Source organism: Legionella saoudiensis (genome assembly GCF_001465875.1).
In the GTDB taxonomy this organism is placed as follows: domain Bacteria; phylum Pseudomonadota; class Gammaproteobacteria; order Legionellales; family Legionellaceae; genus Legionella; species Legionella saoudiensis.
Map to the genome: position 1 here is coordinate 42980 of NZ_LN901324.1, position 23800 is coordinate 66779.

The window sequence follows — 23800 nt, forward strand, 5'->3', positions numbered from 1 at the left end:
TTCACTCAAATATTGGTACTAGGGTTTATTTTATCATAGATATGATAGAGTAGAGGAATATTCATAAGTAATAAAAGATATGGAACATCGAGTAGAAGCACATTTATTGTCAGTCGCATTCCAAGAACAGCATAAAACGGTTCCCGCGTTGGATAAGTTAAGCTTCATACTCCATCCTGGAGAAACTCTGGTCTTGTTAGGCGAGTCAGGCTGTGGCAAATCATTAACCTCCTTAGCTTTGATGCGTTTATTGCCACACACCGGCGTTTATGGTCTTGAAAGTCAAATTAATGTTAATGGAACGGACATTCTTAATTTACCAGAACAGATGATGCGACAGCTTAGGGGCAAGCGATTGGCTATGATTTTCCAAGAGCCAATGACCGCTTTAAATCCAGTCATGACGATTGGCGAGCAACTAGCCGAGGTATTAAAAAGAAAACAACCCTATTCAAAAAAGGGTTTAGAGCAGGCTATGTTGGCATTGCTTAACGAAGTAGAAATGCCACAACCACAAATCAAAATGCAGCAATACCCCCATCAATTATCAGGGGGGCAAAAACAGCGGGTCGTTATTGCCATGGCTTTAGCCTGTAACCCCGAAATTTTAATTGCTGATGAACCAACAACTGCTCTGGATGTAACGATTCAGGCGCAGATACTTGGACTATTGAAAAAGCTACAAAAGAATCATCAAATGAGTTTGCTGCTCATCACTCATGATTTAGGGGTGGTGAAAGCTATGGCTGACAGAGTATGTGTTATGTATGCGGGGCAGATAGTCGAGCAATCAACAGCAAATGACTTTTTTTCCCAAGTGAAACATCCTTATGTGCAACAATTGCTGTCTTCATTACCCTCTTTTGCTAAAAGAGAAGAGCGCTTATCGGTAATTCAAGGTTTTGTGCCCGCTTTGGATGCCTTACCTTCGGGATGCCGTTTTCATCCTCGTTGTCGTTATGCTTTTTCGCGTTGTCACCAAGAAGAACCTCAATTGCAAGAACAGGAACAGCGGATAGTACGTTGCCATTTATATCCTGAGCTTCATAAGTTGCCTCCTCTGGATGCGAAGAAAATTGCCTGGAATGCCAATACTAGAGAGGCAGAAACCATATTACAAGTAACTGATTTGTCAGTTAATTTTGTGCAAGAAAAGGGATGGTTTAGCCGAACTAAAGTGCTCTTTCCTGCGGTAGACAAGCTTTCTTTCCGTTTACAACAAGGAAAAACCCTGGCTTTAGTAGGAGAGTCAGGTTGTGGAAAGACGACTACTGGTAGGGCTTTGTTACGTTTATTAGCCGTTTCTGGTGGTTTGGTGAACTATCGGGGGCAGGATATTTTATCGTTGCGCGGTCGAGATTTAAGAGAGTACCGCAAAAAAGTACAAATTATTTTCCAAGATCCGTTCTCTTCAATGAATCCCAGGATGACTGTAGGGGAAATTATTGCTGAGGGCATGCGGGCTCAGGGCATGAAGCATGCGCTAATTCATAAGCGGCAAAAAGAGCTTTTGAGCCAAGTGAATTTACCTGTAAGCAGTTTGCATCGCTATCCTCATCAGTTTTCTGGTGGCCAACGTCAAAGGATTTGTATTGCCAGAGCATTAGCCACGGAACCAGATATTTTGATTTGTGATGAACCGACAAGTGCTTTGGATATTTCCGTGCAGGCCCAGATTCTTAACTTATTAAAAGAATTACAGCATGAAACCGGGCTCTCTTATTTATTTATCACCCATAATATGGGTGTTGTATCGTACATCGCTGATGACATTTTAGTAATGAAGGCGGGAAAGGCAATTGAATTTGGGTCTTGTGAAAAAATTTTTCAGCAGCCGGAGCAGGCATATACGCGGCAACTGCTCAACGCGGTATTGGATATCTAACCGTATTAAACACTTAAATTCACGAACTTAATAAATCATTAATAAAAATCCTATATGATAGCCCTGCATTTCCAAGAAACATCAATTGCCCTTAAACTTAACTCATAGGAGTATTTAATGCGTAAATTATTTACCTCATGTATGTTTTTCCTGTTTGCACTCGTTTTTGCAACTGGCGCCAACAGCTATGGTGTTCATGAAGATCATCCTTATGATTTAGCAGTCACCAAAGATATTTATAAGTTTTCTGAAGTGTATCAAATCAAATCACCACTTAAAGAAACTTACCCAGGTTCAATAAAAAAGAGCGCATTTCGTATTCGCACCAACTATGATTTATCTAATAAAGAGGGTTGGCAAGCTACAGGGATTACCCGCGTAATTTCTATGGGTTCTATCTATCCTTGGGCAACCGACATTGATATTTATGATACTCGTGGAATAAAAATTGGTTTGATTGATGGGGACATGGCGACTCTTGAATCAGCTAAATTCAATATCTATGAGTATGATGAATCAGGCAATGCGAAGTACATCGGCAGTGCTTATGCAAATGAAAATTTTGATCGATTTGTTATTCTCGAGTCCAATACTAATCCACATCCTATTGCCGAAGTAAACCGCAATAAGAGTGAGAATAATTGGAGCGTTTCAGTACATTACCCGGAAAAAATTGATGACCGAATTGTGCGTATTTTTGCCGGTTTTGTTATTGATTTCGAAGATAAATTCCTGGCTTCTCCTGAAGAATTAGCCAAAATGAACGCCGCTAAATAAATTCATTTATATCAGGATGATAAACCATCCTGATGATTTTTTAATTTACATCTTGCAAAAATTATAAATATCACAGAATATGGCCTCCTAAATAAAATGGATTTAAATAGGTTATATCTATGGACAGCGTGGCAAACACGTGGTTAAAAAATTACTTGGCAAACTATACGGATGTACCCAAAGGCACAGGAAAGGTAATTCCCTTAGTGGTTATTGAATCAATTGCGATGTGTGTCTCGCACTTAATTTCAATCTATTTAGTTCATTCCTTACACTTTACAACCTTCCAAGTCGGAAAATTATTGTCTGCGTTCTCACTTGGGACTTGCATTGGCTCATTAATTAGTGGTTATTTAACAACCAAAATCTCGGTAATTAAAGTTTCGGCATTTGGAATTTTTCTTTATGCCCTGGGCTTTTTCTTACTTTCGTCCATAACTTCTTACTCCTATCTGCTGATAGTTTTATTTTTATGCGGTATTGGTGGGGTTTTTATGATGATCGCCAATCTAACTGCGCTGATTAAATTGGCTGATAGTGATGCAATGAAAAATCGAATTGTTGTGATTCAATCCGTAGTATTTAATTTATCATTTTCCATCAGCAGTTTTTTTATGAGTTACTTTCATGCTGAGAGGTTAAAGAGTTTATTTCTACTCTTTGGGTTCCTCCTCTTATGCTCAGCTATTTTGTTACTCAGCAGGGACGATGGCTTTGTGATGGAAAAAAGAAAGATTAACTATGCGGTTAAAAGGAATTGGTCAGCTCTAATTATGATTATTCCCATCGTGTTTTTTTATGGAGTTATTTATTCCTTAATTCGAATTTATTTTCCTTTAGAAGCCGTCTCACGGTTTAATAATCCTTTCTTGTCCTGGCTGGTATTATCATTAAACCCGATAATGATAATATTTATTCAGCCATTATTGATTAGCAAATTACAAGCCAAAGGGAATTTAGTCCTTTTAAGCACTGGGGCTTTTTTTCTCGGCCTCGGATATGTGCTATTTGGGACCACTAGCTATCTAACATTGAGCTTAATTTTTATATTCTTCGCCTCCATTGGCGAAATGCTCTTTTCACCCATTTCAAAAAAAATGGCCGCAACATCATTCGGCCCCGGAAACGAGGGTTTAGGCCTCGCTACATGGAAAATGACTTATTATTTTAGTGGCGTTATCGGAGCTATTTTTGTAGGGTATGTGGGTGAAAATTATGCAAGCATAAATATTTGGACTATCTGCGCTCCTTTATCATTATCCATTATTCTATTGGTTGTTTGTTATGGTAAGTACATGGAAAGGGTAGCTGGATTGACTAACTGAGAGCGTTTTTTGCATTATATTAGTTTTCTCGACGGAGCAAGATAATTCATAAATAGAGCTCTGCGTTAGGACTTCCTAGTAATTCAAAAAACCCTTGATTGCCATTACTTGTGTAATTCATTGATGAAAGAATAATCTTTTTATTTGCGAGTTAATTATGCGCAATGATAATTCATTAAGATAATCAATGAAAGAAAATTAGCCTCATTCATAAGATTGCGGTGACTTTCTTAATACCTTAATCGCACCTTTTTTAGATTTTTCATCCAACATTCTTTGTTTGGAGCGTCTGCTGCGCCGTTTCTTTTGGCGTTTTATTTTTTCAATTTGTTGTTGCGCTTTGCTTTTTTCATCGCAAACTAAGGAGTGTATTTTTTCACAAAGTCGCACTCTGGCGAAGTATCGATTGTCTTCTCGGCTTCTGGATTCTTGACATTTTATTTCAATGCCGGAGGGGTAGTGTTTTAAATACACGGTGGAGGCAGTTTTGTGGAGCTTTTGGCCTCCTTTGCCACTGCCCACAATAAATTTTTCAGTGAGCTCCGACTCATTAATATTGAGTTTATGCATTAACTCTGCGAGCTTATCCCATTTTTCTTTGGTAATCATGAAGAATGCTTTATTAGCGAATTGATTCTATGGTACTAAAATAAATGCACTAAATAAAAGTATTTCCTGGTGTTACTATGTAGGAATATCTTTCGATATTCCTACGCATCAGAGGTTCTGTTCCTGGAACAGGCTCTTTTTCGGGAATTGGTTCGTTACCTGGAATAGGTTCTCGTTCAGGTATGGGCTCTTTTCCTGGAATAGGCTCTTGTTGGGGTATGGGTTCTTTTCCTGGAGTAGGTTCTTTCTCGGGATTGTCACTGGGGTTTGGGATTTGTGCTTGGATAAGGCTTTTTGAGTCGTTCATATTCATCATAAAACTCCTATAAAAATGCTCTCTTTTCAATGATAGGAATTTAATAATGAATTATCATTAGGGGTTTACCTTTTTTCAGTTACCTGTATTTTAAAAGGGAGGAGCCTGTCTAAAATAATTGGCAGCCATGTACTACTTAGCCTTGCTAATGAGATACAATAGTTTTTCTTCTATTTTATTGATTAATAATAACGTTTGGACGATGAGCATTTTTTATGGATAAAGTAAGTTATTCTTGGTGGGCAAAAGTCATACTCAGTTTTTTTCTTTGTATGGGCATGCAAACGACCCATAGTACTAGAACCTACAGTAAAGATTGGGCTGTTGTAAATATTATTGGCCCGGTATCTGAAAACTCTTCGTTTAAATATTACTTGGAACCTCAACTGCGCTTAATCGATAACAGATCGGTTTTTAATCAATTTCTTTTTTTAGGGGGATTAGGTTACCAATTTAATCCTAACCTAATGTTTTTTGTCGGACCGGGTTGGATTTTAACAAAAACGCCTGCAAACAAAAGACAGACAGAAACACGATTCTGGCAACAATTAAATTGGCGCATAGCGAATGATTCCCATTTTAGTCTGCAAAGCCGAACTCGACTGGAAGAGCGGCAACAAAGCAATCAATCGCAAACGGCTTTTCGCTTGCGCCAACGTCTGTGGTTACGAGTTCCTTTTAAATGGCGCCATTATTCTTTTTCCACCTTTAATGAGTTCTTTTTCAATCTTAACCATCCTCAATGGACTTCACCTTATCTGTTTGAACAGAATCGAGCATTTATCGGAATTGCCAAGCAGCTTTCTAAATCGGCTATTATGGATTTTGGCTATCTTCATCAGTCCATTCAGTCCCGTCAGCATGAGTCAAGCAATGTATTACTGCTTAGTCTAACGATGATTAATTAATCCTAGTTTACAGCAAGAGCTGCTTTGTTGTGCTAAAACTATTAAAAAGGAATAACAGAACATTAATTGGAGAGCGATTATGGATAAAGATAAAAACTTAAATAAATTTTACCATGAAACTTTTAAAAAATGGTTAAAAGGAAAATGTTCTCCGCAGTCAAACTCAGTTTCCAATTCATTTCAAGATGAAAAGATAAATGCACAATATGATGAGCAACAAGAGGTATTCATTATTGGTACTAAAGAATATCCTCGTTCTCAAGTTGAGACTACTATAGATAATGAAGAAGAGTTTAATCTTTTAGTTATCGACATGGTACATGATTATCAATAATGTAGCAGCTTATTGATATTATCCTTTTGGATGTTTTTTTCGCTGAGTTTTGGTATAAACACACTCAACTTGCTCTACATTTATATTCATACAAACCGACCGGTTTGAGCATCCTATCAAAACCAAGAAATTTAAATAGTTTATGTTCTTAATCCCCACTGGCACTTAATCGAGGAAAACTTGAGCTGAAATTATTCATTTCTTCATATTATCTTAAGGCTATTTGTGCTATATTTTCGCACTCAATGAACAATAAGATATAAGTATTCGTTATTTGAAGGGGATGGCTGCATGAAGATCACTGTGGATACGCTGAGTTTTGATACCGTCCAAGAGTTTACTGCTCATTTAGAACATACTTATGGACAGGCTCAATCTGGAACAAAGGAAGTACTTATTCGTTTAAAATGCGAGGCTCTTGAAGCAGAGCATGTGGCACAAATTGTCGAGTATATTTTAAATCCGGACCAGCTCCACATTTATAAATTACAAATAGCATCCTTAAAGAACAGCAGCGCCCAATTAGCTTTTGATAATGCGTATTTGGCTAGTAAACGACAACGGTTAGCCCTTGATTTTCAAAACAATGTAGCTGATTTACCTCAGCCTATCCGAGCATTTCAGCCTCTTGAACTTCCCATAAGGAAGTCTAAAAAAAATTGGATTGAAGGAACCCAAGGGGCTAGTTTAAATATCCAAATCCCCATAGAAGAGCCTTTACTCACTGTGCAACCCACCTCTCCTATAGCGGCAAGCTTACGAAAACAAAGAGAAGCGGTGATGAGGGATGAAATTGTTCAGAAGCCCCCTGTACCAATGGCTTCGCTCGGTGAACTTATTGATCGTGAAACGATTAATGCCAAACTAAAACGTTTTGCTAATAAATTATTTAAAGAAAAAGCTCCTAACTTACAGCTCTTATGGGATCGTTTGGTAGGGGTAAACAAGAAAATAACTCATGTGCAAAATGAAGCCTTGGAGTATATTATTCGCTATTACCCAGAATTCGTTGATGGGGTAGTTTTGGATAATCTACCTGCTGGGCTTTATCTCCAAGCTACTAATGAAGAAGGGCTGGTTTTGTGTTACAGCCCAGAGCTTGAAGCGCAACATCTTGATACAATTACTCCTTTAACGATTCTTCCTGAGTTGGTGAATCCAATTGTAAGCGGTTCATTTCAACAATTTACCCTACTTGGAAATGAATCATCGAATAGAGGACGTTATGAGATTGAATTTGCCCATTTATTTGCGCCTAAAATCGCCTCAGAAACTCGTTTAAATGCATTAAATTTTTTCCTTTCGGAGCTAGAGCAAGATCCGTTAAAAATACGGCGCATCCATAATCTATTAAAATTTTTACCGTTAACTAATTCCCATTACCATGGTTTAGCTTATGTATTAGTTAATTCCGGTGCGGATGGAATGGTATTGGTGTTGCAACAATTTAAAATACTTCATGAGCAAGAGCGTTTTAATGATTTGCATGACCTATTTCTTGAAAATCCTCAAAGTTATGCCGACTTAGCTACACCGAGAGGGCTTGATAATCTTAAAAAATTAGCGGTGTTAACCCCAGAACAATACATGTGGTGGCGCGCGCTAGTGAGCCAGCATAAAGCGGCTGGTGTACGGACTAATTTTAATGAACTATTTGATGCTTATTCTTATTTTCTAACGGGGTTAGGTGAGCTTGCCCAGGATTTACCGGCGAGTTGCCCTCTAGTACACGTTAAACATATGAAACCTGCATTGGATAGAGCTTTATTTATTATTAAAAATTCAGCCGACCCCAAAGAACAATTGGCATATCTTCATGGTTTAGATTTTGCTGCTGATTATGATCCAGAATATCGTATTATTTCCCAACATATGGGATTAATTTCAGGACAGGCTAATACTGTAGCGTTTAAAAACCCACAAGAACTTTATACGTTCTTTGCTGGAAAGCCTACATCCGAAGAAGCACGTATCCAATTTTATCGTTTTATTGGCAAACAGGATTGGGCTTATGGTTTGAGTGTTTATGAGGATATTGAAGCGCAAATAAATGCTCACTATCACCTAGATGATGATGCGAGATCCTTATTACTGGGTATTATTCTTTTAACCACTACCGGTAAACGCTCATGTACCGAAGAGCGTGCTCCTTGTGCTGCAGTCCTAAACTTAGTGGATAAAATGATATTGGCAGCCAAACTTATTTCTCCTGAATTGAAAACGGGGTTAATGCCTATCCTTTTAATGTGCATGGGCGCGTTAGGATCTTTTGAACATGATCATATGCCTTCATTACATGAATTAAACCTTTTATTTGATACGTTATTACTTAATCATGGTTCAGCTATAGAAATTCCTGAACGCGAGAAAGCTAATTATATTGCTCTTATTCCGGTTGACGCGCAGAACGAAATGCTCAAGGTGTTACTGGATGAACTCGCTAAACCACGAGCAGAAGCACCAGAGGATGATACGACATCTTCTGATGCGCGAGTGAATATGCTTGCGCTCATGACCCTTTCGCTAAATTTGCTTCATGTTTATGGATCTGTTGGCACCTCATTGCTTGAAAATTACCAAGCACGACTTACTTTAGCGCAAGCCAAGACTACTGCAATTAATTCCTTTAATATAAATCTATTATTAAGACACCTACATCCAACAGCTAAGCTGGGTCAGCATATATCAGAATGTTTTGCGCGCGAGCCAGCCTCTTTATCGCAATTTCTAAGGTTACTCTCTTTAATAAATGATGCTATTCCCCCATATAATGGTGCAGAGGAAGCGCCTGACTCTGAGTTTGAAACGCAGGTTAAAACTTTAGTGCAGAATGTGGTCGCTCTTCCGAAAGCCCAGCAAACCATATTGTTCAACCTGCTCGTTGAAATTGATGTTCGAACATCCTCTAGTCTGCCTTCATTAGAAAACCTCCTTGAAATCGTTCAGGCAGTAAGCCTGGATGCGGGCAATTTGGGAACAATGGATAATATAGAGCAGCAAGCTACTATTTTAGATATAATTCAGGAAATTTTGCCTAATACACAAATAGGCAGTAGACCCGTGCTGAGTCTGAAAAAGCCCCTTAATCCTGAAGATTATGAGGATTGCCTTATTGAAGCCGTAAACTCATTGCAAACAGCAAATCCAGGTTTTGATGATTATTTGCTAAATTTAACCCCTGAATTTTTTGAGGATGAACTCGATGAGGAACTGGAACTTGAGTTAAGCAAACAATTTGATGAGCTTAGCCGCCTTATTAATACCCTAATTGATCTCCGAAATAACCATCATAATGATTTTCGCCGTTGTATTAGTCGTTTAGGTAATGAATTTACTTCCAGTGAGCAACGCTGTTCTTTTACTCCGGCGCAGCTGGGTGGGTTATTAACTGAGTTTAGTCGAATAGCGGAAGACCAGGTTGTAGAGCAACTCGATATTTTATTAAATGCCTTGCATACACACTCGAATTATTCTGAAACCCAATTCGATAATGCGGTGCAGCAGGTGCTTATTTTGGCGCAATATAAAGCAGCTGGTATTATTGATTTTGCTGCCTACATAAAATTATTACAGCTCTCGTTTGTACACAATTTGTCTAGAGATACCTTATTTCCATTTGAGCAGTTAATACAGATTTATGAGTTATTTAGCGGGGCTCAGGATCAGGTTTATGTCTTATTTGATGCTTGGATGGATGTAATTAAAAAAATTGATGTAGAGCAAGTAAATAGTGTGTTGTTGGAACAGCTTATTGCTCATACTTTATTTGTTCTGCAAGCTTTTTCTGAATCGGAAACGGCAATACTTCCGTTAATGACTTCATTAATTAAAACATGCAAAACAGGTAGCGTGCAGGAGTTGCACCAATATGATGAGTTGCTCGCCAAATTTGCCAGGGCGAGTGAGCCAGTATTAAACGCTTGGATTAAAATACTCACTGCTTATAGCCAAAGTATTGCTGATGATAAATTGCCCTTGCTATTTAAATTGCATGAAGGCCTTGAAATACAAGAGTTTAATTTAGCAGAGATTGCCTCTTTGTTTGAAAGCCCTCCTTATCCTGACTTAAAACAATTTATCGGTCTATTAAATGGAAGTGCGAAAGAATTAAGAGCTTATATTGCGCAGTATGATAAAGACCCTAAACAAGGTCGGGCCGAACAGTATGATGCGGAATTCGGTATTACGGTTATTAAAACCACAGAGCAGGTAGTGCAAGAGCAGTTTGATATGGCGCAAGTAGCTCAAGTTGTTGCCGATATTAAAAATATGTTTGGTAATGTTAATTTAACTGCGCAAGCGCAACATGACATAGTCCAACAAATCACCTACATTAATGCCATTGGCAAAGAGATGCCTTTAGTGATTAAAGGCATGGGTAAAAAATATGACGATTTAACGAAGGTTTCACGAGCTGAGTTACGGTTGATTTCCGATCATTTGATTGCAGCAATACGTAACCCGAGTTGTTCTGAGGCAGATAAGCTAAACGCCCAACTTAATCTAATCGCTGTATTACGTGAACAATATGAACGTGCCACGGGGCAAATTATTTATGCTCCACAACTTGCAGCAGTAGTGCTCGCATTAAAACATGAACGCCGTAATCTGTTGATGCAGATTGCAAACGACCAAGATGCACGTGTTGTTAATACATTAGTTGCCGTAATGCAATGGGTACAGGCTGATGGTGGCAGCGTTGATTTATGTTATGCCCAACGCGAGGAAATGGCTCAAGATTATTATGGTCTTGGACATAAGGATTTCTTTACTTCTGTGGGCATCGATTCCAGTTGCCTTAAAGCGGATTCACCTTTGAAAACTTATAAGAAAGGGGGAATTAATTGCTCCACTATGGGTGATTTGGCGGTGTACCGTCAACGCGCTAAACAAAAGGATGAAGTGTTAATCGCTGAAAAAAATGGTCAACCATTATCGACCAATTTAATTCTTTGTGGCACGGATCTTTCAGCGTTAAACGATAAGCAAGTTTTTAGTTTGACCGCGGATAAACCAGAGGAGCATCCATACGCCTGGATTTACCCGTTGGTTAATGAGTTCATTGCTCAGCCTCAATTTAAAGATTTAAGCCCGCCTTATGCTTGGAGTGAGCCTCAGGATTTAATGCAGCTAAAAAGCTTTTTAGAACAACATGCTCCCACGGGTATTCATCGGGCACAATTAAAAAATCTATCAAGCGAGCAATTAAATGGATGGTTAAACTCTGCTATAGCTGCTCAGCGTATGCTCGAAGGGGAGGATTTTGAAGTTTTAAGCCAGGGTGCAAATATCTATACTGCAGTACCTTATAGCTTGAAGTCTGCTCAGAAAGGAATGAGTATCGCGCAAGAGGTACAACAATTTTTGCATGTTCGTTTAGAGAAAGAATATCTGGCTTTAGGATGGAAATTCCCGATTAATCCAGCACGTAAAACAATTGCTCAGGCCTCGGTAAAAGATTTAATTAATGAGTATAAGGCTCAGGGACGCATTATTGGGTTATCTAAAACAATGAATGCAGATAAGCTAGGAGAGGTGTGCGATCAGTTGGGTATTACCTCTGCCAACGCCATTCCCTCAGGCATGAAGGATCCTCGGAGTGAATTGACTGTAGCTCCTACAGTAAACGAGGAACAATATTGTGCTCTAATTCATAACGTAATTTCTGGTGCAGTAAATAACCAGCCTATCGTGTTAATTGCGCAAGATGCGAACGAAGTACGTTATCTCCAAGACATGTTAACTGCCTATTACGGTTCATCACGTACTGTTGGTGTGTTGGATATGAGTAATAAGCAGTCTTGGTTGAGAAAGGCGGGCTCTCCTAATACCGTGACCATCACTACCGCCGAGGCTCTAGGACGAGGTACTTTTTTTAATACCGATCTTTCCGAAGGATTTTTGACAATACAAACTTCCTTAGATCCAGCAAATCGTGTGCGTGAGTTCTTACGTCGTATTTCCACTTATGAAAAACCGGGTAAATATACAGTTATTTATGAAGCTCAAAACTTAATGCATGCTAAGTCTTGGAGTTATTATGATAATGATGAACGTGAGCTTATGTTTGCAGACCTTGAGTTATTGCGTCATAAGCGACAAGAAGTTATAGCGATTCAACATGTATATAACCAGTCTGCTGCAGCGATGCGTTATGTGGCGATGAAGCAGTTTGATGAATGGCAAGCGTTTCTAGCGACTATTTATGCAAAAGATGATTTATTGCAATTAAATAATGAGCTGTTGCTGTTAAAAGATAATTTAGCCTGTAACTTAAGTGAGAAGTGGCAAGAGTGTATTACTTCTCTTGGCCAACAGGAACATTATATGAGCCTTTATGATCGGAAGGATCCCGAAGGACAAAGTTTATTGCTTACTGGTTTTCAGGAAGCAATGCATGAATTTGAGCAAGCAACTGTAGCGATATGGCAAACAACTTGTACTGTGTTGCGTGCAAAGGCTGCAGAGCTAATTGAACCAGGTTCACTAAATGAGTTGCGTAGTAATTATTTAGCGAATATGTCCATCAGTGAGCAATTCCGCTTGCATGAAATCGAAGAGCTAAAGAAAGAAAACGCAACGCAGGTGGAAAAAGAAAAAGCTCAGCGTTATGTCGCAGCAGGATTAGATGTTAATGGCGCAATGATGCGTTATTCTGATGATGAACTCAGTACTTATCGGGCCGCATATACTAAAAATCAGGTTAAATCACTGCAACAGCACATTAGCAAGGTTATTGCTAACGAGAGCGCTTTAAGCAAATCGGTTCGAGATAATTTGTTAATCCAAATAAATTATGCGGATACTTTGAATGCATTAATCTTATTTTTAAATTCTTACGTAAGATGGTTTGCCGAAGAAGATTTCGAAAAGAAATATGCAATGCAACCTGCTATTCAAGAGTTACTGCAAGTGGCTGATCAGGTAAATTATGCCGAAGATGCTGCTCTGATTGAATTAAAAGATATCTACATTAATAATGTTATAGATGAAATTACCGATGAATTGGAACATAACCTTTCTTGGGCCGTTAAAGGAAACCGAGGTTTAGGATATTTATTAGAGCGTACAGCGGTTACTGATGCGGCGAATGATATTTTAGTTGCGGTTGCTTCATTAAGAGCGCAGACTAATGGGGATCGTCGCCAATCAGCCTTGAAAAATCTTTATAAAACTCTGATGCAGCATCAAGCGCGATTGGAGGGTTTATGGATATTTCCTTTGGGACATAAAAATACCCGTAATTTAATTCAAGAAACTTTAGCTACGTTAAATAGTTTAACTCTTATCGGCAATGAGCAAAAAATCTTAGATAAAACATTTATTCAGGAAAGTAAAGAGCAGGCTGTTTATTATGTAATGCGTGACAAGTTTAATGCCGCTTTACGAAGGTTAGAACAAGAGAAGGGCGCCTTGCTGAGTGAGCATAGTGGGTGGAGGCAGATTAAATGGCAGTTGCAAGATATACAGGCAAAATGTGATAGTGTTTATGCGCTTTACGAAATGAATGACTTTATTGTCAATAAAATCGCCAAACTTGGAAAAGCCGATGCAATTCTTCTTGCACCACTAACGCAATTACGTGGTGAACTTAATAAAATGTGGCATGAGTGTGAGCAAAACCATCAAGAATTAATGGATGAAAGTAAATACTTCAAGCTGAAAGCTACAAAAATTGAGACGCAGTTGGTAGCAATGAATAATTTCCAGGTGCATCAAGTTAGTTTAAAACCTGGTCACAACGGATTTAAGGACTATCTGGATTTAGTGATTGAGGGAAGAGGTACAAATCCGGCACTTGAAGGTTTTGTTCATTATAACTCTCAACTTCCTGACTTGAAACGAATGCAAAGAGAGCATGCACAGCAATTAGCTGGGGCTTTGGACTTATCTGTACAACTAGAGCAACTTAAACATACACAAATACCCTTGTTGAATCATAAGGCGGTTATACCTGCGAATTCAAAGTTATTCCCTGTTCAGTTCCAGGGGCAGGTGAATGCGATTTTGCAATTAAATGCTTATGTTCAAGGAGGGACTCCGGATGACTTAAGTGGTTTTCCTGAGACTGTACAGCATCATTTCCGGGACAGAGATCGAATCAAAAATTTTACATTAACTAATTTAGATGTAGATGAAATAAATCAACTTCATGATGAATCGTTAAAAACAGATTTAATTAATTTACACCAGAGAGTTACAGAGGCAGCTAAGTCTCAGCCTATTTGGAAGAGCGCTTGGTCTTTACTTGTGAATACGGTGTTTAATCAAGAGTCTGAAGAGGATAGGAAAGAGTTATTGGAGGAGCTTAAACAGCATTGTATCAAACAAGTGCGAAACAGCTTATTGCCGACAATTAAAAAAGAAGAAGCTGCATTGTCGAGCCAACTTGCAGACCTATATCAAACAACACTAAGTCAAATCCAAACGCTTAATGATAAGTTGGCGTTTTTAGCTCAAGAAATTGAGCGCGAGGAGGCTAAAGGCGCAGTTTATTGCAAACGTTTTGAATCGGTAGCTGAGCTTTATCAATTTGAGGCTTACTTACAATCAAGCTTAGCAAGTCAAACTCAAAAGCAGTTTGATAAAAAAATTGAGCCGAGTGAAGAGGATTTATTCTTTGACGCGGCCGAATTTGGTTTTGAAAATTCTTTTTTAGGTTTGTAATAAATATGCCTTGATGCAGTGCTATATTGCATCAAGGTTTTAATTTTAAAATCTTCTAATGAGCATAAATTAGCAAAATCCAGGATGTAAACTTACAGGATTGTACACCAGGATGTAGGTTCAGGCTCAATATTATTGTCCTGCCGGAACGTAGCAATCCATGCTAAAGAACTTAATTGCTCAAGCTCAGCATAATTTCTCATGAACTCTTCTGAGGGATAAGTGTATATGGATAATCCTGTTTCTATGAGTTGGTGCATAAGTTTTAATTGCTTTATGGGACAGGACAATAGATAAGAGTTTAGTAACATTAGACCGTACCGATAGGCCAGGGCACTGGTATGTTGCAGATTTTGATCCTGATGTTGTGAAAGGTTGGTGCTGGCATCTGCCCATTCCACTAAAAGCCTTATTGCTTCTGCAGCTGTTTCATTATTATGAAGATAATTATATAACAGTTTATCCCATGCCTGTAACTTACTAAACACCACACACCATTGTTTTAAAGGGATAGTTTCAGGAGATGTTCTTATTAACTCATAGGGGGAAGGGAGAACTAAAAACAGTTTTAACGGTGCATCTAAATCCAATCCATACTCTTTTAAAAGTTCTACTAAGGCTATAGGCATCGGGGTAATAGGTTCTGTTGCTCTACAAAAGGCTTCACAAATAAATCGGGCTTCTGGTCTTAATGACATTTCGCCTGTATTAGAAGGTATAAATAATATCTTTTTTAAGCCCTCATAAACTATCTTTTGGTTTGCTTCATTATCGGCTACAGACCAAAGACCTAATAGACGGGCATAGGTTTCTGCCTCTTTAAGTGGGATCGCATCTACTTCATTTTTTATACTGTCATAAAACTGCTGAAAGTAAGCCTGTTTTTTTTCTTCCGGTAAAGGGAAGTTGAAATCAAAGAAAAACTTTTTGAGACAATCTTTAAACCCATATTCCTTAATCCATACGTCTACTAGATCCAAACATTGTGGAAGTATGCGAACAGATAAAAATGCCCAAGCTCTATGACGCTGTTTACGGCCAAGATTTCCATGAGATAAGTAATGAGAAGCAATGAACTCTAATGAGGGTCTATCTAAATAAGGCAGCAGCTTTAACCCTAATTCTGCATGCTCATTGGAAAGCTTAACACCACTCTTAAAATAATTTAGAAAGTTGCTAGTAAGTTGATTAATCGATGCTTTATCAAGGTAAGGTAGAGCGGCGATGATGAATTGATTAGGAAAAGGTTTCCAGTTCTTGCCGTTCTCCGCGTAATTAGTTAAAAAATACATGGCATGTTTATCAAGGCATAAGGCTCTTTTTTCATCAGACATTGACTCTAGAAAAAGATCTAAAGCTTTATTAAGTAATCTAAGATTAAATTTTTTATATGCCTTATAACCTGCTAAATCAGCATCTCTTAACAAGCTGAGCGAAAGGAGTTCATCCAAAATTAGGAACTTATCCTCATCTGAAAGCAAATTAAGCAGAGCATGGGTGTTTTTCAATGAAATCATGGTTAATAAAAGGGGTGCTTTTTTGAGAGCCGTACTAACCGCAGACAGTAATTGTTCATCTTCTTTAAAATAAAGAAATTCAATTATGTCATTTAGAAGCCACGTGCTTTGGCATTGTTCAGGAGGAATGTTGTGTATCGCTTCTTCCGTTAGATGTGCTATTTCTTCCGATAATGAAGAAAATAACTGTGCGCGTTGAAACTCATCCAGGCAGGGAAAAAGCCAAGGCCTGGCTGTACGCCAATCGGGTATAAAATAAGAATATCCTTTTCTCTTATTCATTAGTTCAAAGACTAATGCCTGCTCCCATGTACTTAACACAGGTAAATAGCTTTTTAACTTGTCATCATCTGGAATTAGTATACTCTCAGTATCCTTTAACCATGAGGCGAGAACAAATCTTTGTAATGCCCTAGCCTCAGCAGTAGATTGTTCAAAAAGTGCATCAAGAGCATCAGACTGAATCCAACCACTACCTGAAAGTGCTAAGCGATAAAGAGTCTTAGGTGCTAAAGCACTTTTCAATTGAGCCAAATCGTTCTTCTGTAAAGCTAACATCAGAGCGTCTCTTCCAGACTGGAAAAAACCAGGATCCATAGCGCGCCTTTCTGTTCTAATTTTAATCAGTTTAGCACAGATTCTCTATAGATGTAGGTATGCGGACTGACCTGATTCTTTAAATGCTGATAAGCACAAAATAGATCTTTGTGATTACAAAGTGGGCATTTTTTAAGGGTGCTACTATACTAAAGATACGCGCAAGGATTGCATAAGTAGTAATTAATGTGAGTTCAAAACAAGGATAGGTTAGCGAATGGAATTAACTCATTGGAAACAGGATGTGTCCGTAAAGAGTGTCGTACCATTTAAATCAGGTATTAGAGAAGGAACTGAGTTACACGAATCGGCTTATCCCTTATTAATTGCCTATTTTCATGCGCTTCGTAAGTATAATTCAATATATAATAAAATCGATGAGCTTAATGAAAACACTCATACGCGTAATAAATATAATTACACTTGTGAACATAATTTATTATTCTTCCTTATTAGCACAGAACAATTTAAAAAGATTCGGGAATTATTTCAAAATCACAGGGCAGAATTGGCTCGAGCCTGCTTAGCGCTACATCATATTAAAAAGCGAAAACACCATAAAAAGAGAGCAGCAAATCATTATTTTTTTCAACACTTAAATGCAGCCAATGAAGAGTTATCTAGGTCAGCGTGTAAGAGTGATGAAGCATCTATGCTCATGGACAATCCACACCTGTTTTTCAATAAATGTAGCCTTAATTCAACGCAGCATAACCAAGATTTAGGATGCTTGGCAGATTCCGCATCCTTTGATTACGCTGGGTGCATCAAGGCCACAATTAAAATTACACTGCCATAGATGGAGCAGTAGCCAATTCCACCTCATCTGCTACTTTTCGGATAGAGATATCTGCAGCTAATAGACTATTTCTTCTCAGACCTTCACTAACCGTAACACGGTCGGCTGGTACCTGCCAGGCGGGTTGCGAGGTCGTTGGGATTTGCACAGGTAAAGCGGTTTGTGGCGTTTGAATCGGTGCTCTCCCTGGATTGAGAATGGCTTCTTCGTCCGCAATAGTTTGCTGTTGTGCCGGAGTGAGTGGCAACAGCTTGCCCTCGTAAAAAAAAGGCAGAAGGCGTAACTTTAATACCAAAATAAAAGCATCCCATTTACTTGCCACCTCGGTATAGCCGTTATTTTTCGGATCTATAAAGGTTGCTTTCAACTGAGAAGGAGATAAGGTATTAATTTGGCTTAAATGGGTACGGCGATAAACCTTATTGTCTTCACCAAGAATTATTAGCGGCTGAGGTTGCCGATATTTATCATCAATATCTGGCATGCTTTCTAACCCGCCATATTGAGTCTGCCGTGGGATTTTTCCACCTGCGAATACCCTATGCAGATCTTCTAATGAACTTTGCATACCTGCAATACAGGCTAATTTATTAAAATGGTTGTTGGGGGCATCAAAATCACCATCTCCGCCAGCTTCAACTGGAGGGTCTTGAGGATTTGGAGTTGGATCATAAGGTTTTTTGGTATAAACCGTAATTCGGTTTAATTCATCATGTAGATTATTAACTAAGATACTTCCAAAGGTACCAAAGCGCTCAGGCAATACGGCTCGTAAGTCACCCATTAACGCGCCATGACCTGCAGCAAAATGGTCTGTGTAATAATGGAAGCAAAAATACTCCATACTCAAAGCGAGTGCTTGATAGCGATAAGATAGATCTTGCAACTTTTCTGTTGTTAACCCATTCGTGTTTTCTAAGATGCCGCGAACGATATTAAATTCTGCATTATCCGATTGATAATCTGGATTATCAGCGAGGAGTGTTAACTCATAAGAAATACGGGCATATTGAAGAGCCAGATGATGTCCAATCGTATAAGCTCGTACTGACCATGGAGTAAAATGGGATAAATTCCGATTGAGTATTTCACCATAGTTTTTTACGCGTAAGGCGAACATCAATTGTTGCATATAGGAATTTAAGGTTGATGAAAAGGGAATATACTTGGCACTATTAATTGCTAAAATCGTATCAATATTTTTCTGAGTTACCTCATCATTAGCGAGTCGTTTATACGAGCAAATCAGTTTTTGGGCTTGCTCATCAGTAATTGGCAGTCGATTTAATAATTGTCCGAGCGTTTCACAGGCCCCATCACTATCAAGCGCTGCTTTATTGTATTTAAAGTCCATATTCATGGGCAATTCATAAGCTACTTCCCTACCACCAAAATAATCACCGGACATACCTATAATGATTCCAACAGGTATATTGTTTAGATTAATTGATTTTGGCATGCCATTTTCATCAAGACCTTGAAGGTCTATAAGCGGAGTGCCATCGGGACCAGATTTGACATACGGGTTATTTTTGAATAGCTCCATCCGTAGTCTAGTCGCATTACCTAGTTGAATATGTTCATCTGTATCCATAGCCTCAATCTCCTTATTATTTCTATTTCTTCTCCTAAATACCGCTCTTTTTGGTGTCAATCTATCGTAATGAAATGAGCAAAACACATAGTTGTCCACTCCATAGTGGAACGTCATTCTCCAACACGTAAACTTCTCAGAATGACGTGCTCACTTCTGCGCGAAAATCTTGATGGTTTTGCAGCTTTGAATTTAGGTCCCCTTCCTTCCTAAGGCGAAGGAGGGGATATTGAAATAAAACAGAGGAGAGTATCAAATCAAAAAAGGCACGATTTTGTACGGAACCAACTCACAATATTTACTCCAATAATGACCATATTTCTCAGAGCATCGTTGATCATCACGAAAAGCACGATCGACTAAAAGAACGGTTAGAAAACAAATATAGAAGTAAGGAGAGAAATTTTCAAATAAAGCAGGTACCGACCAAAAAAATGTACCAGCGAGTTCAGGGATGTAATGAAAATGTCGGGCTACACCCCACCAGCCTGAGGCAAGCAAAATAGTTTGCTTTTTATCACCCTCGGTTGTTTGATAATGAGCCACTAAAGTAACCGGTTTTTTACCCCAAACCTTACAATCTCCATCTGTTGCGCGGGTTACTAATCTTTGCTTATCAGCAAGATAATTAATAATAATGCCGGCTGCGCCTAAAATGAAAAAGGTGGCTGCTAACCAAGGACTTAATTGGATGGGATGTAATACTAGGTACATGCTTGGTGAAGTATAGATGCAAGGAACCCATACCAGACAGCCCCAGCAAATATAAAAACCCGCGCGGTCATGCATAATATCTAGGGAGCGTAAGTAGCCCTTTTCCCAAAGATAAAATTTGCCTAAATAAATAAATTGTAAGGCTACAGAAACTAGCATTGAGTTCGAGATACCACTTAATTCGCTTTGTTTCGCGCAATAGGATATCAGGAATAAGCCCCAGCTCATCATCCCGAAGCGGCAGGTAATGAATTTTTTAATGCTAAAACCTAAAACTTTGGGATAAAGTTCGGTTCCCCAATAATAATCAAAAATAAAATTATGGGTAATACCTGAGTCTGTGCTTGATGGAGCAAAACGTCCTTTTAGATATAAGAACAAACAAAAGATAAGACTAAAAATATTTAATGCCCCAAATAATGCACCCAAATTATCATAGAGGATCGATGCTGGAAATAAATGCAAACCGAAGCTTGCTACACAAAAAAGAACCATCGTAGTAATAAATGCTAAAGGGCCATTTTCTTTATAAGTTGGCACATTACCCTTAGGGGTAATTGGGCCATCGAATGCTTTACCTGGCAGTAAACGCATTAATGCTAATTCAAAAACGATAAAAGTAAAAATAATTTTCCAGGCAGTGGCAGAACCCCAAAAATAAGGTTGCCAGACGTTGTAGATGGTTTGAAAAAAGCCTTGCTCACTCATTAAACTCCAGAGTGCCGATAATGAGCCTTTAAGCTCCGTATTGGTATACCACATTAGCATGACAAAAATAGGGCAGGTAAGAATTAACAACAACGGCCCTAGGGTATTGCGAATTTTAAAATACATATGCGTCCCTACATTAGTTATGGAGGGATAAGCGTATCATAATAGAGGAATTTTAAGCTACAATTTATGGCGTTAACTTTATAAGGATAGATATGGACAAAATTAAGTATAAAAAAGTGCTCGCTTTAGGTGTTTTTGCTCTGTTGGGAGCGTCCTTGAGTCAAGCGGCTACGGTGACTAGTGAGGTTACTAACACCGCAGGTGCAGCCCTAGGAAAAATTACTTTTGAGGACAGTAAATTTGGTTTATTAATTAAGCCTGAACTTTCTGGCCTTCCTGCTGGCGCTCGTGGTTTTCATATTCATCAACATCCTGATTGTGGTGATCATGCAATGAAAGCGGGTGGGCATTTAGATCCGGCGGCCACCAACAGCCACCAAGGTCCTTACGGTCAAGGCCATTTAGGTGATTTACCTGTATTAGTAGTTGATAATAAAGGCATGGCCAATACACCTTCGTTAGCGCCTCGTTTAACTACAAAAGATATTCAAGGTCACTCGGTTATGATTCATGAGGGTGGCGATAATTACAGCGATAATCCTGCTTTAGGTGGCGGCGGAGCGCGCATTGCTTGCGGTAAAATTCCTGGATAATGATGCATTTCTGTGAGCACGTAATCATTATTTAAGAGAGCGTGCCTCTACGTTTCAATATTCTGGGAGAAGCTTCAACGGAAGAATGATCATAGGCACTTTCTCCATGCTCGATAATGTCAATGCCCTGGATTTCCTCGCTAGGAGTGGTGCGGATATTCATGATGCTTTTTAGAAGCAATAAAATTAATGTGGTGCCTGCCACGGAAATTGCAATAGCGACTAAAACCGCGATCAATTGATGCCATAGCAATATATAGTTTCCTGCAAGCAAACCATTTTTACCCGCAGGATTTACTACCGTAGTGGCAAAGACCCCCGTTAATAAGGCACCCACCACACCAGCGATTCCATGGCAAGCAAAAACATCTGCGGTGTCATCAATTTTTTTAATATTATTTATATATAACAAAACGAGCTGAGTGATAATCGCACTGAGGCTGCCAATCGCAATTGCGCCCATTGGGGTAACAAATCCACAGGCGGGAGTAATCGCAACTAAACCAATTACCGCGGCAGCAGAAGCGCCCACAGCAGAAGGCCGAGCTCTTCTAAGCCAAGTGAGCAGAGTCCAGGAGGTGACCGATGCGCTTGCACCCAGCATAGTAGTAATGGCTGCATTAATTGCAATCCCATCAGCAGCTAAAGCAGAGCCTGCATTAAAGCCAAACCAGCCAAACCATAATAATGAGGCACCAAGCACAACAAAGGGAATATTATGGGGTTTATCTTTGTTGTGTAATGATTTAAGTCTTGGACCCAAAAATATGGCGGCAACTAAGGCTGAAAAACCTGCACTGATATGGACGACTACACCACCGGCAAAATCAATGGCGCCAATTTGTGCTAACCACCCGTTAGGCCCCCAAACCCAATGCGCTAAAGGAACATAAACGAATAAACTCCATAAACTGACAAATAAAAAATAGGCTGCAAATTTCATGCGTCCCACAAACGCTCCGGAAATAATGGCCGGAGAGATGATGGCAAACATCATTTGAAATAGCATAAATAATGGGGGAGGGATAGCGCCCTCGGCTGGATGAGCGTCCACAAGATGAGATAAGCCCAGATAGGTTAATCCGCCTATCCATTGATTATGTGCACTAAAAACTAAGGAGTACCCTACAATAGCCCATAATAAGGGGATAATAGCGAGACAAATAAAGCTCATTTTAATGGTATTCAATACATTTCTTTCAGGAACAAGTCCAGAATAAAAGAATGCTAATCCGGGTGTCATGAGCATGACTAAAGCACAAGAAATTAACATCCAGGCGATGTGTCCTGTATTCATAATTTACCTTGAAAATAAGTAGCACGGAGTAACTCATGCCAGACAAGCGAAAAATTGAATAACTATTAATCAATATAGACTAATTTTTGAGTTTACTCACCATTTTTATATGAGTATAAGCAACATCACGGACACAGCAAGTTATTTAACTAATACATTCACCATTTCACTTCGGGAGCTATAAAGGGGAGGGTATATTACAGCCATGACTAAGAAAATATATCTTTGGATTTTGGTAGATAACTAACCACACTTAGTCTATGCTGAGTTAAGAATAATTATTAATCAAAGGAGTGATACATCATGAGTTATTCTTTATTGAAGCGCACGGGAATTTTTGCTGCTGCTGCTTTGTTCTCTTTTTCCGTATTTGCTGAAGATCCTGCTGCCGCCCATCCTAAAGAAGCTGCTGATTTTCTAACAATTTGTACTAATGCTTGGATGGAAAAATCAGATGCAGCAAAAGATAAAGTGGACTTCAAAAATTTTGGAGAAAAATATTGTGCATGCGCGGCATCTCAACCTTTGGGTAATGATGAAGCAATACAAAAAGCAATTCATGTCTGTATGTCTCGCACTTTATTGCATGATGCATTGGATGCAATGGAAGACGATGTGGGTTTAAGTAAAGCACAGGAAACTGATTTTATTCAATTTTGTCAAGATCGCTGGAACCTTATTTATCCTAATCTAAGTGCAGAAGATAAAAAGGTTACTATGGCTTATTGCGAATGTGCTAAGCCCAAAGTTATGACTCTGATTAAGCAAGCAGATAATTTAACTGATAAACAATATGATGATGGAGTTAATGACATTGCTGCTGCATGTTCTGAAGATGCCCTAGCAGAAAAGCCAAAAACATCAACATCTACTCCAGCCGCTGCACCAGCAGAGGCTCCTGCTCCAGCAACTACAACTGCTCCTACAGCACCAGCAACTAATTAAGCTTGTACTGTGTAAGTGAACACCCCCTATGACTGTCGTCCGGGGGTTTTTTTTGAGCGTAAGCTAATGATCTTATATTAATTTGAGAA

The 23800-nt window shown here is 38.9% G+C and carries 15 protein-coding genes; 9 read left to right on the plus strand and 6 right to left on the minus strand.

Annotated features, from left to right (window positions below; genetic code table 11):
• The first annotated feature begins 79 nt into the window (after nucleotides 1–79).
• The 3 genes from BN3124_RS09320 to BN3124_RS09330 all read left to right on the plus strand — a co-directional run bounded on the left by BN3124_RS09320 (nucleotide 80) and on the right by BN3124_RS09330 (nucleotide 3987).
• Entirely contained in the window at nucleotides 80–1885 is a 1806-nt protein-coding gene (locus BN3124_RS09320; RefSeq protein WP_058534538.1) for an ABC transporter ATP-binding protein, read from the plus strand.
• A gap of 117 nt (nucleotides 1886–2002) precedes the next feature.
• Entirely contained in the window at nucleotides 2003–2662 is a 660-nt protein-coding gene (locus tag BN3124_RS09325) for a hypothetical protein (protein WP_058534539.1), read from the plus strand.
• 119 nt (nucleotides 2663–2781) lie between these two features.
• The gene (locus BN3124_RS09330; protein ID WP_058534540.1) at nucleotides 2782–3987 is read left to right on the plus strand and encodes an MFS transporter; all 1206 of its coding nucleotides are present in this window, start codon (nucleotides 2782–2784) and stop codon (nucleotides 3985–3987) included.
• 204 nt (nucleotides 3988–4191) lie between these two features.
• Here BN3124_RS09330 and BN3124_RS09335 read toward each other — a convergent pair whose 3' ends face one another.
• Together BN3124_RS09335 and BN3124_RS09340 are read right to left on the minus strand one after the other, a co-directional pair.
• Entirely contained in the window at nucleotides 4192–4596 is a 405-nt protein-coding gene (locus BN3124_RS09335) for a peptide chain release factor family protein (protein ID WP_058534541.1), read from the minus strand.
• 49 nt (nucleotides 4597–4645) lie between these two features.
• Nucleotides 4646–4912 carry a hypothetical protein gene (locus BN3124_RS09340; RefSeq protein ID WP_149865240.1) on the minus strand — a complete coding sequence of 89 codons (267 nt, stop codon included), beginning with the start codon at nucleotides 4910–4912 and terminating at the stop codon, nucleotides 4646–4648.
• A gap of 215 nt (nucleotides 4913–5127) precedes the next feature.
• Here BN3124_RS09340 and BN3124_RS09345 point away from each other — a divergent pair, with 215 nt between their 5' ends.
• From BN3124_RS09345 to BN3124_RS09355, 3 genes are all read left to right on the plus strand, one after another.
• On the plus strand, nucleotides 5128–5820 hold the full coding sequence (locus BN3124_RS09345) for a DUF2490 domain-containing protein (RefSeq protein WP_058534543.1): 693 nt from the start codon (nucleotides 5128–5130) through the stop codon (nucleotides 5818–5820).
• Between the two features lie 79 nt (nucleotides 5821–5899).
• On the plus strand, nucleotides 5900–6154 hold the full coding sequence (locus BN3124_RS09350; protein ID WP_058534544.1) for a hypothetical protein: 255 nt from the start codon (nucleotides 5900–5902) through the stop codon (nucleotides 6152–6154).
• 291 nt (nucleotides 6155–6445) lie between these two features.
• Nucleotides 6446–14821 carry a hypothetical protein gene (locus BN3124_RS09355; RefSeq protein WP_058534545.1) on the plus strand — a complete coding sequence of 2792 codons (8376 nt, stop codon included), beginning with the start codon at nucleotides 6446–6448 and terminating at the stop codon, nucleotides 14819–14821.
• Between the two features lie 92 nt (nucleotides 14822–14913).
• On the opposite strand, the gene BN3124_RS09360 is transcribed toward BN3124_RS09355, so the two are convergent.
• Nucleotides 14914–16935 carry a hypothetical protein gene (locus BN3124_RS09360; protein WP_058534546.1) on the minus strand — a complete coding sequence of 674 codons (2022 nt, stop codon included), beginning with the start codon at nucleotides 16933–16935 and terminating at the stop codon, nucleotides 14914–14916.
• A 217-nt stretch (nucleotides 16936–17152) separates the two neighbouring features.
• Between BN3124_RS09360 and BN3124_RS09365 the strand changes: the two genes are divergently transcribed.
• Nucleotides 17153–17734, plus strand: coding sequence for a hypothetical protein (locus tag BN3124_RS09365; protein ID WP_058534547.1), 582 nt, complete (start codon nucleotides 17153–17155; stop codon nucleotides 17732–17734).
• On the opposite strand, the gene BN3124_RS09370 is transcribed toward BN3124_RS09365, so the two are convergent.
• Both BN3124_RS09370 and BN3124_RS09375 read right to left on the minus strand, forming a co-directional pair.
• On the minus strand, nucleotides 17721–19328 hold the full coding sequence (locus tag BN3124_RS09370; protein ID WP_058534548.1) for a hypothetical protein: 1608 nt from the start codon (nucleotides 19326–19328) through the stop codon (nucleotides 17721–17723). The two genes, BN3124_RS09365 and BN3124_RS09370, sit on opposite strands and share 14 nt — an antisense overlap.
• Before the next feature lie 252 nt (nucleotides 19329–19580).
• Nucleotides 19581–20876 (minus strand): phosphatidylethanolamine N-methyltransferase family domain-containing protein, encoded by a 1296-nt coding sequence (locus BN3124_RS09375; RefSeq protein WP_058534549.1) that lies wholly within the window; start codon nucleotides 20874–20876, stop codon nucleotides 19581–19583.
• A gap of 92 nt (nucleotides 20877–20968) precedes the next feature.
• On the opposite strand from BN3124_RS09375, the gene BN3124_RS09380 reads away from it, so the two are divergent.
• Nucleotides 20969–21469, plus strand: coding sequence for a superoxide dismutase family protein (locus BN3124_RS09380; protein WP_058534550.1), 501 nt, complete (start codon nucleotides 20969–20971; stop codon nucleotides 21467–21469).
• Between the two features lie 31 nt (nucleotides 21470–21500).
• Here BN3124_RS09380 and BN3124_RS09385 read toward each other — a convergent pair whose 3' ends face one another.
• Nucleotides 21501–22766, minus strand: coding sequence for an ammonium transporter (locus BN3124_RS09385; protein WP_058534551.1), 1266 nt, complete (start codon nucleotides 22764–22766; stop codon nucleotides 21501–21503).
• Nucleotides 22767–23069: 303 nt separating this feature from the next.
• Here BN3124_RS09385 and BN3124_RS09390 point away from each other — a divergent pair, with 303 nt between their 5' ends.
• On the plus strand, nucleotides 23070–23711 hold the full coding sequence (locus BN3124_RS09390; protein WP_058534552.1) for a hypothetical protein: 642 nt from the start codon (nucleotides 23070–23072) through the stop codon (nucleotides 23709–23711).
• Nucleotides 23712–23800 lie beyond the last annotated feature (89 nt).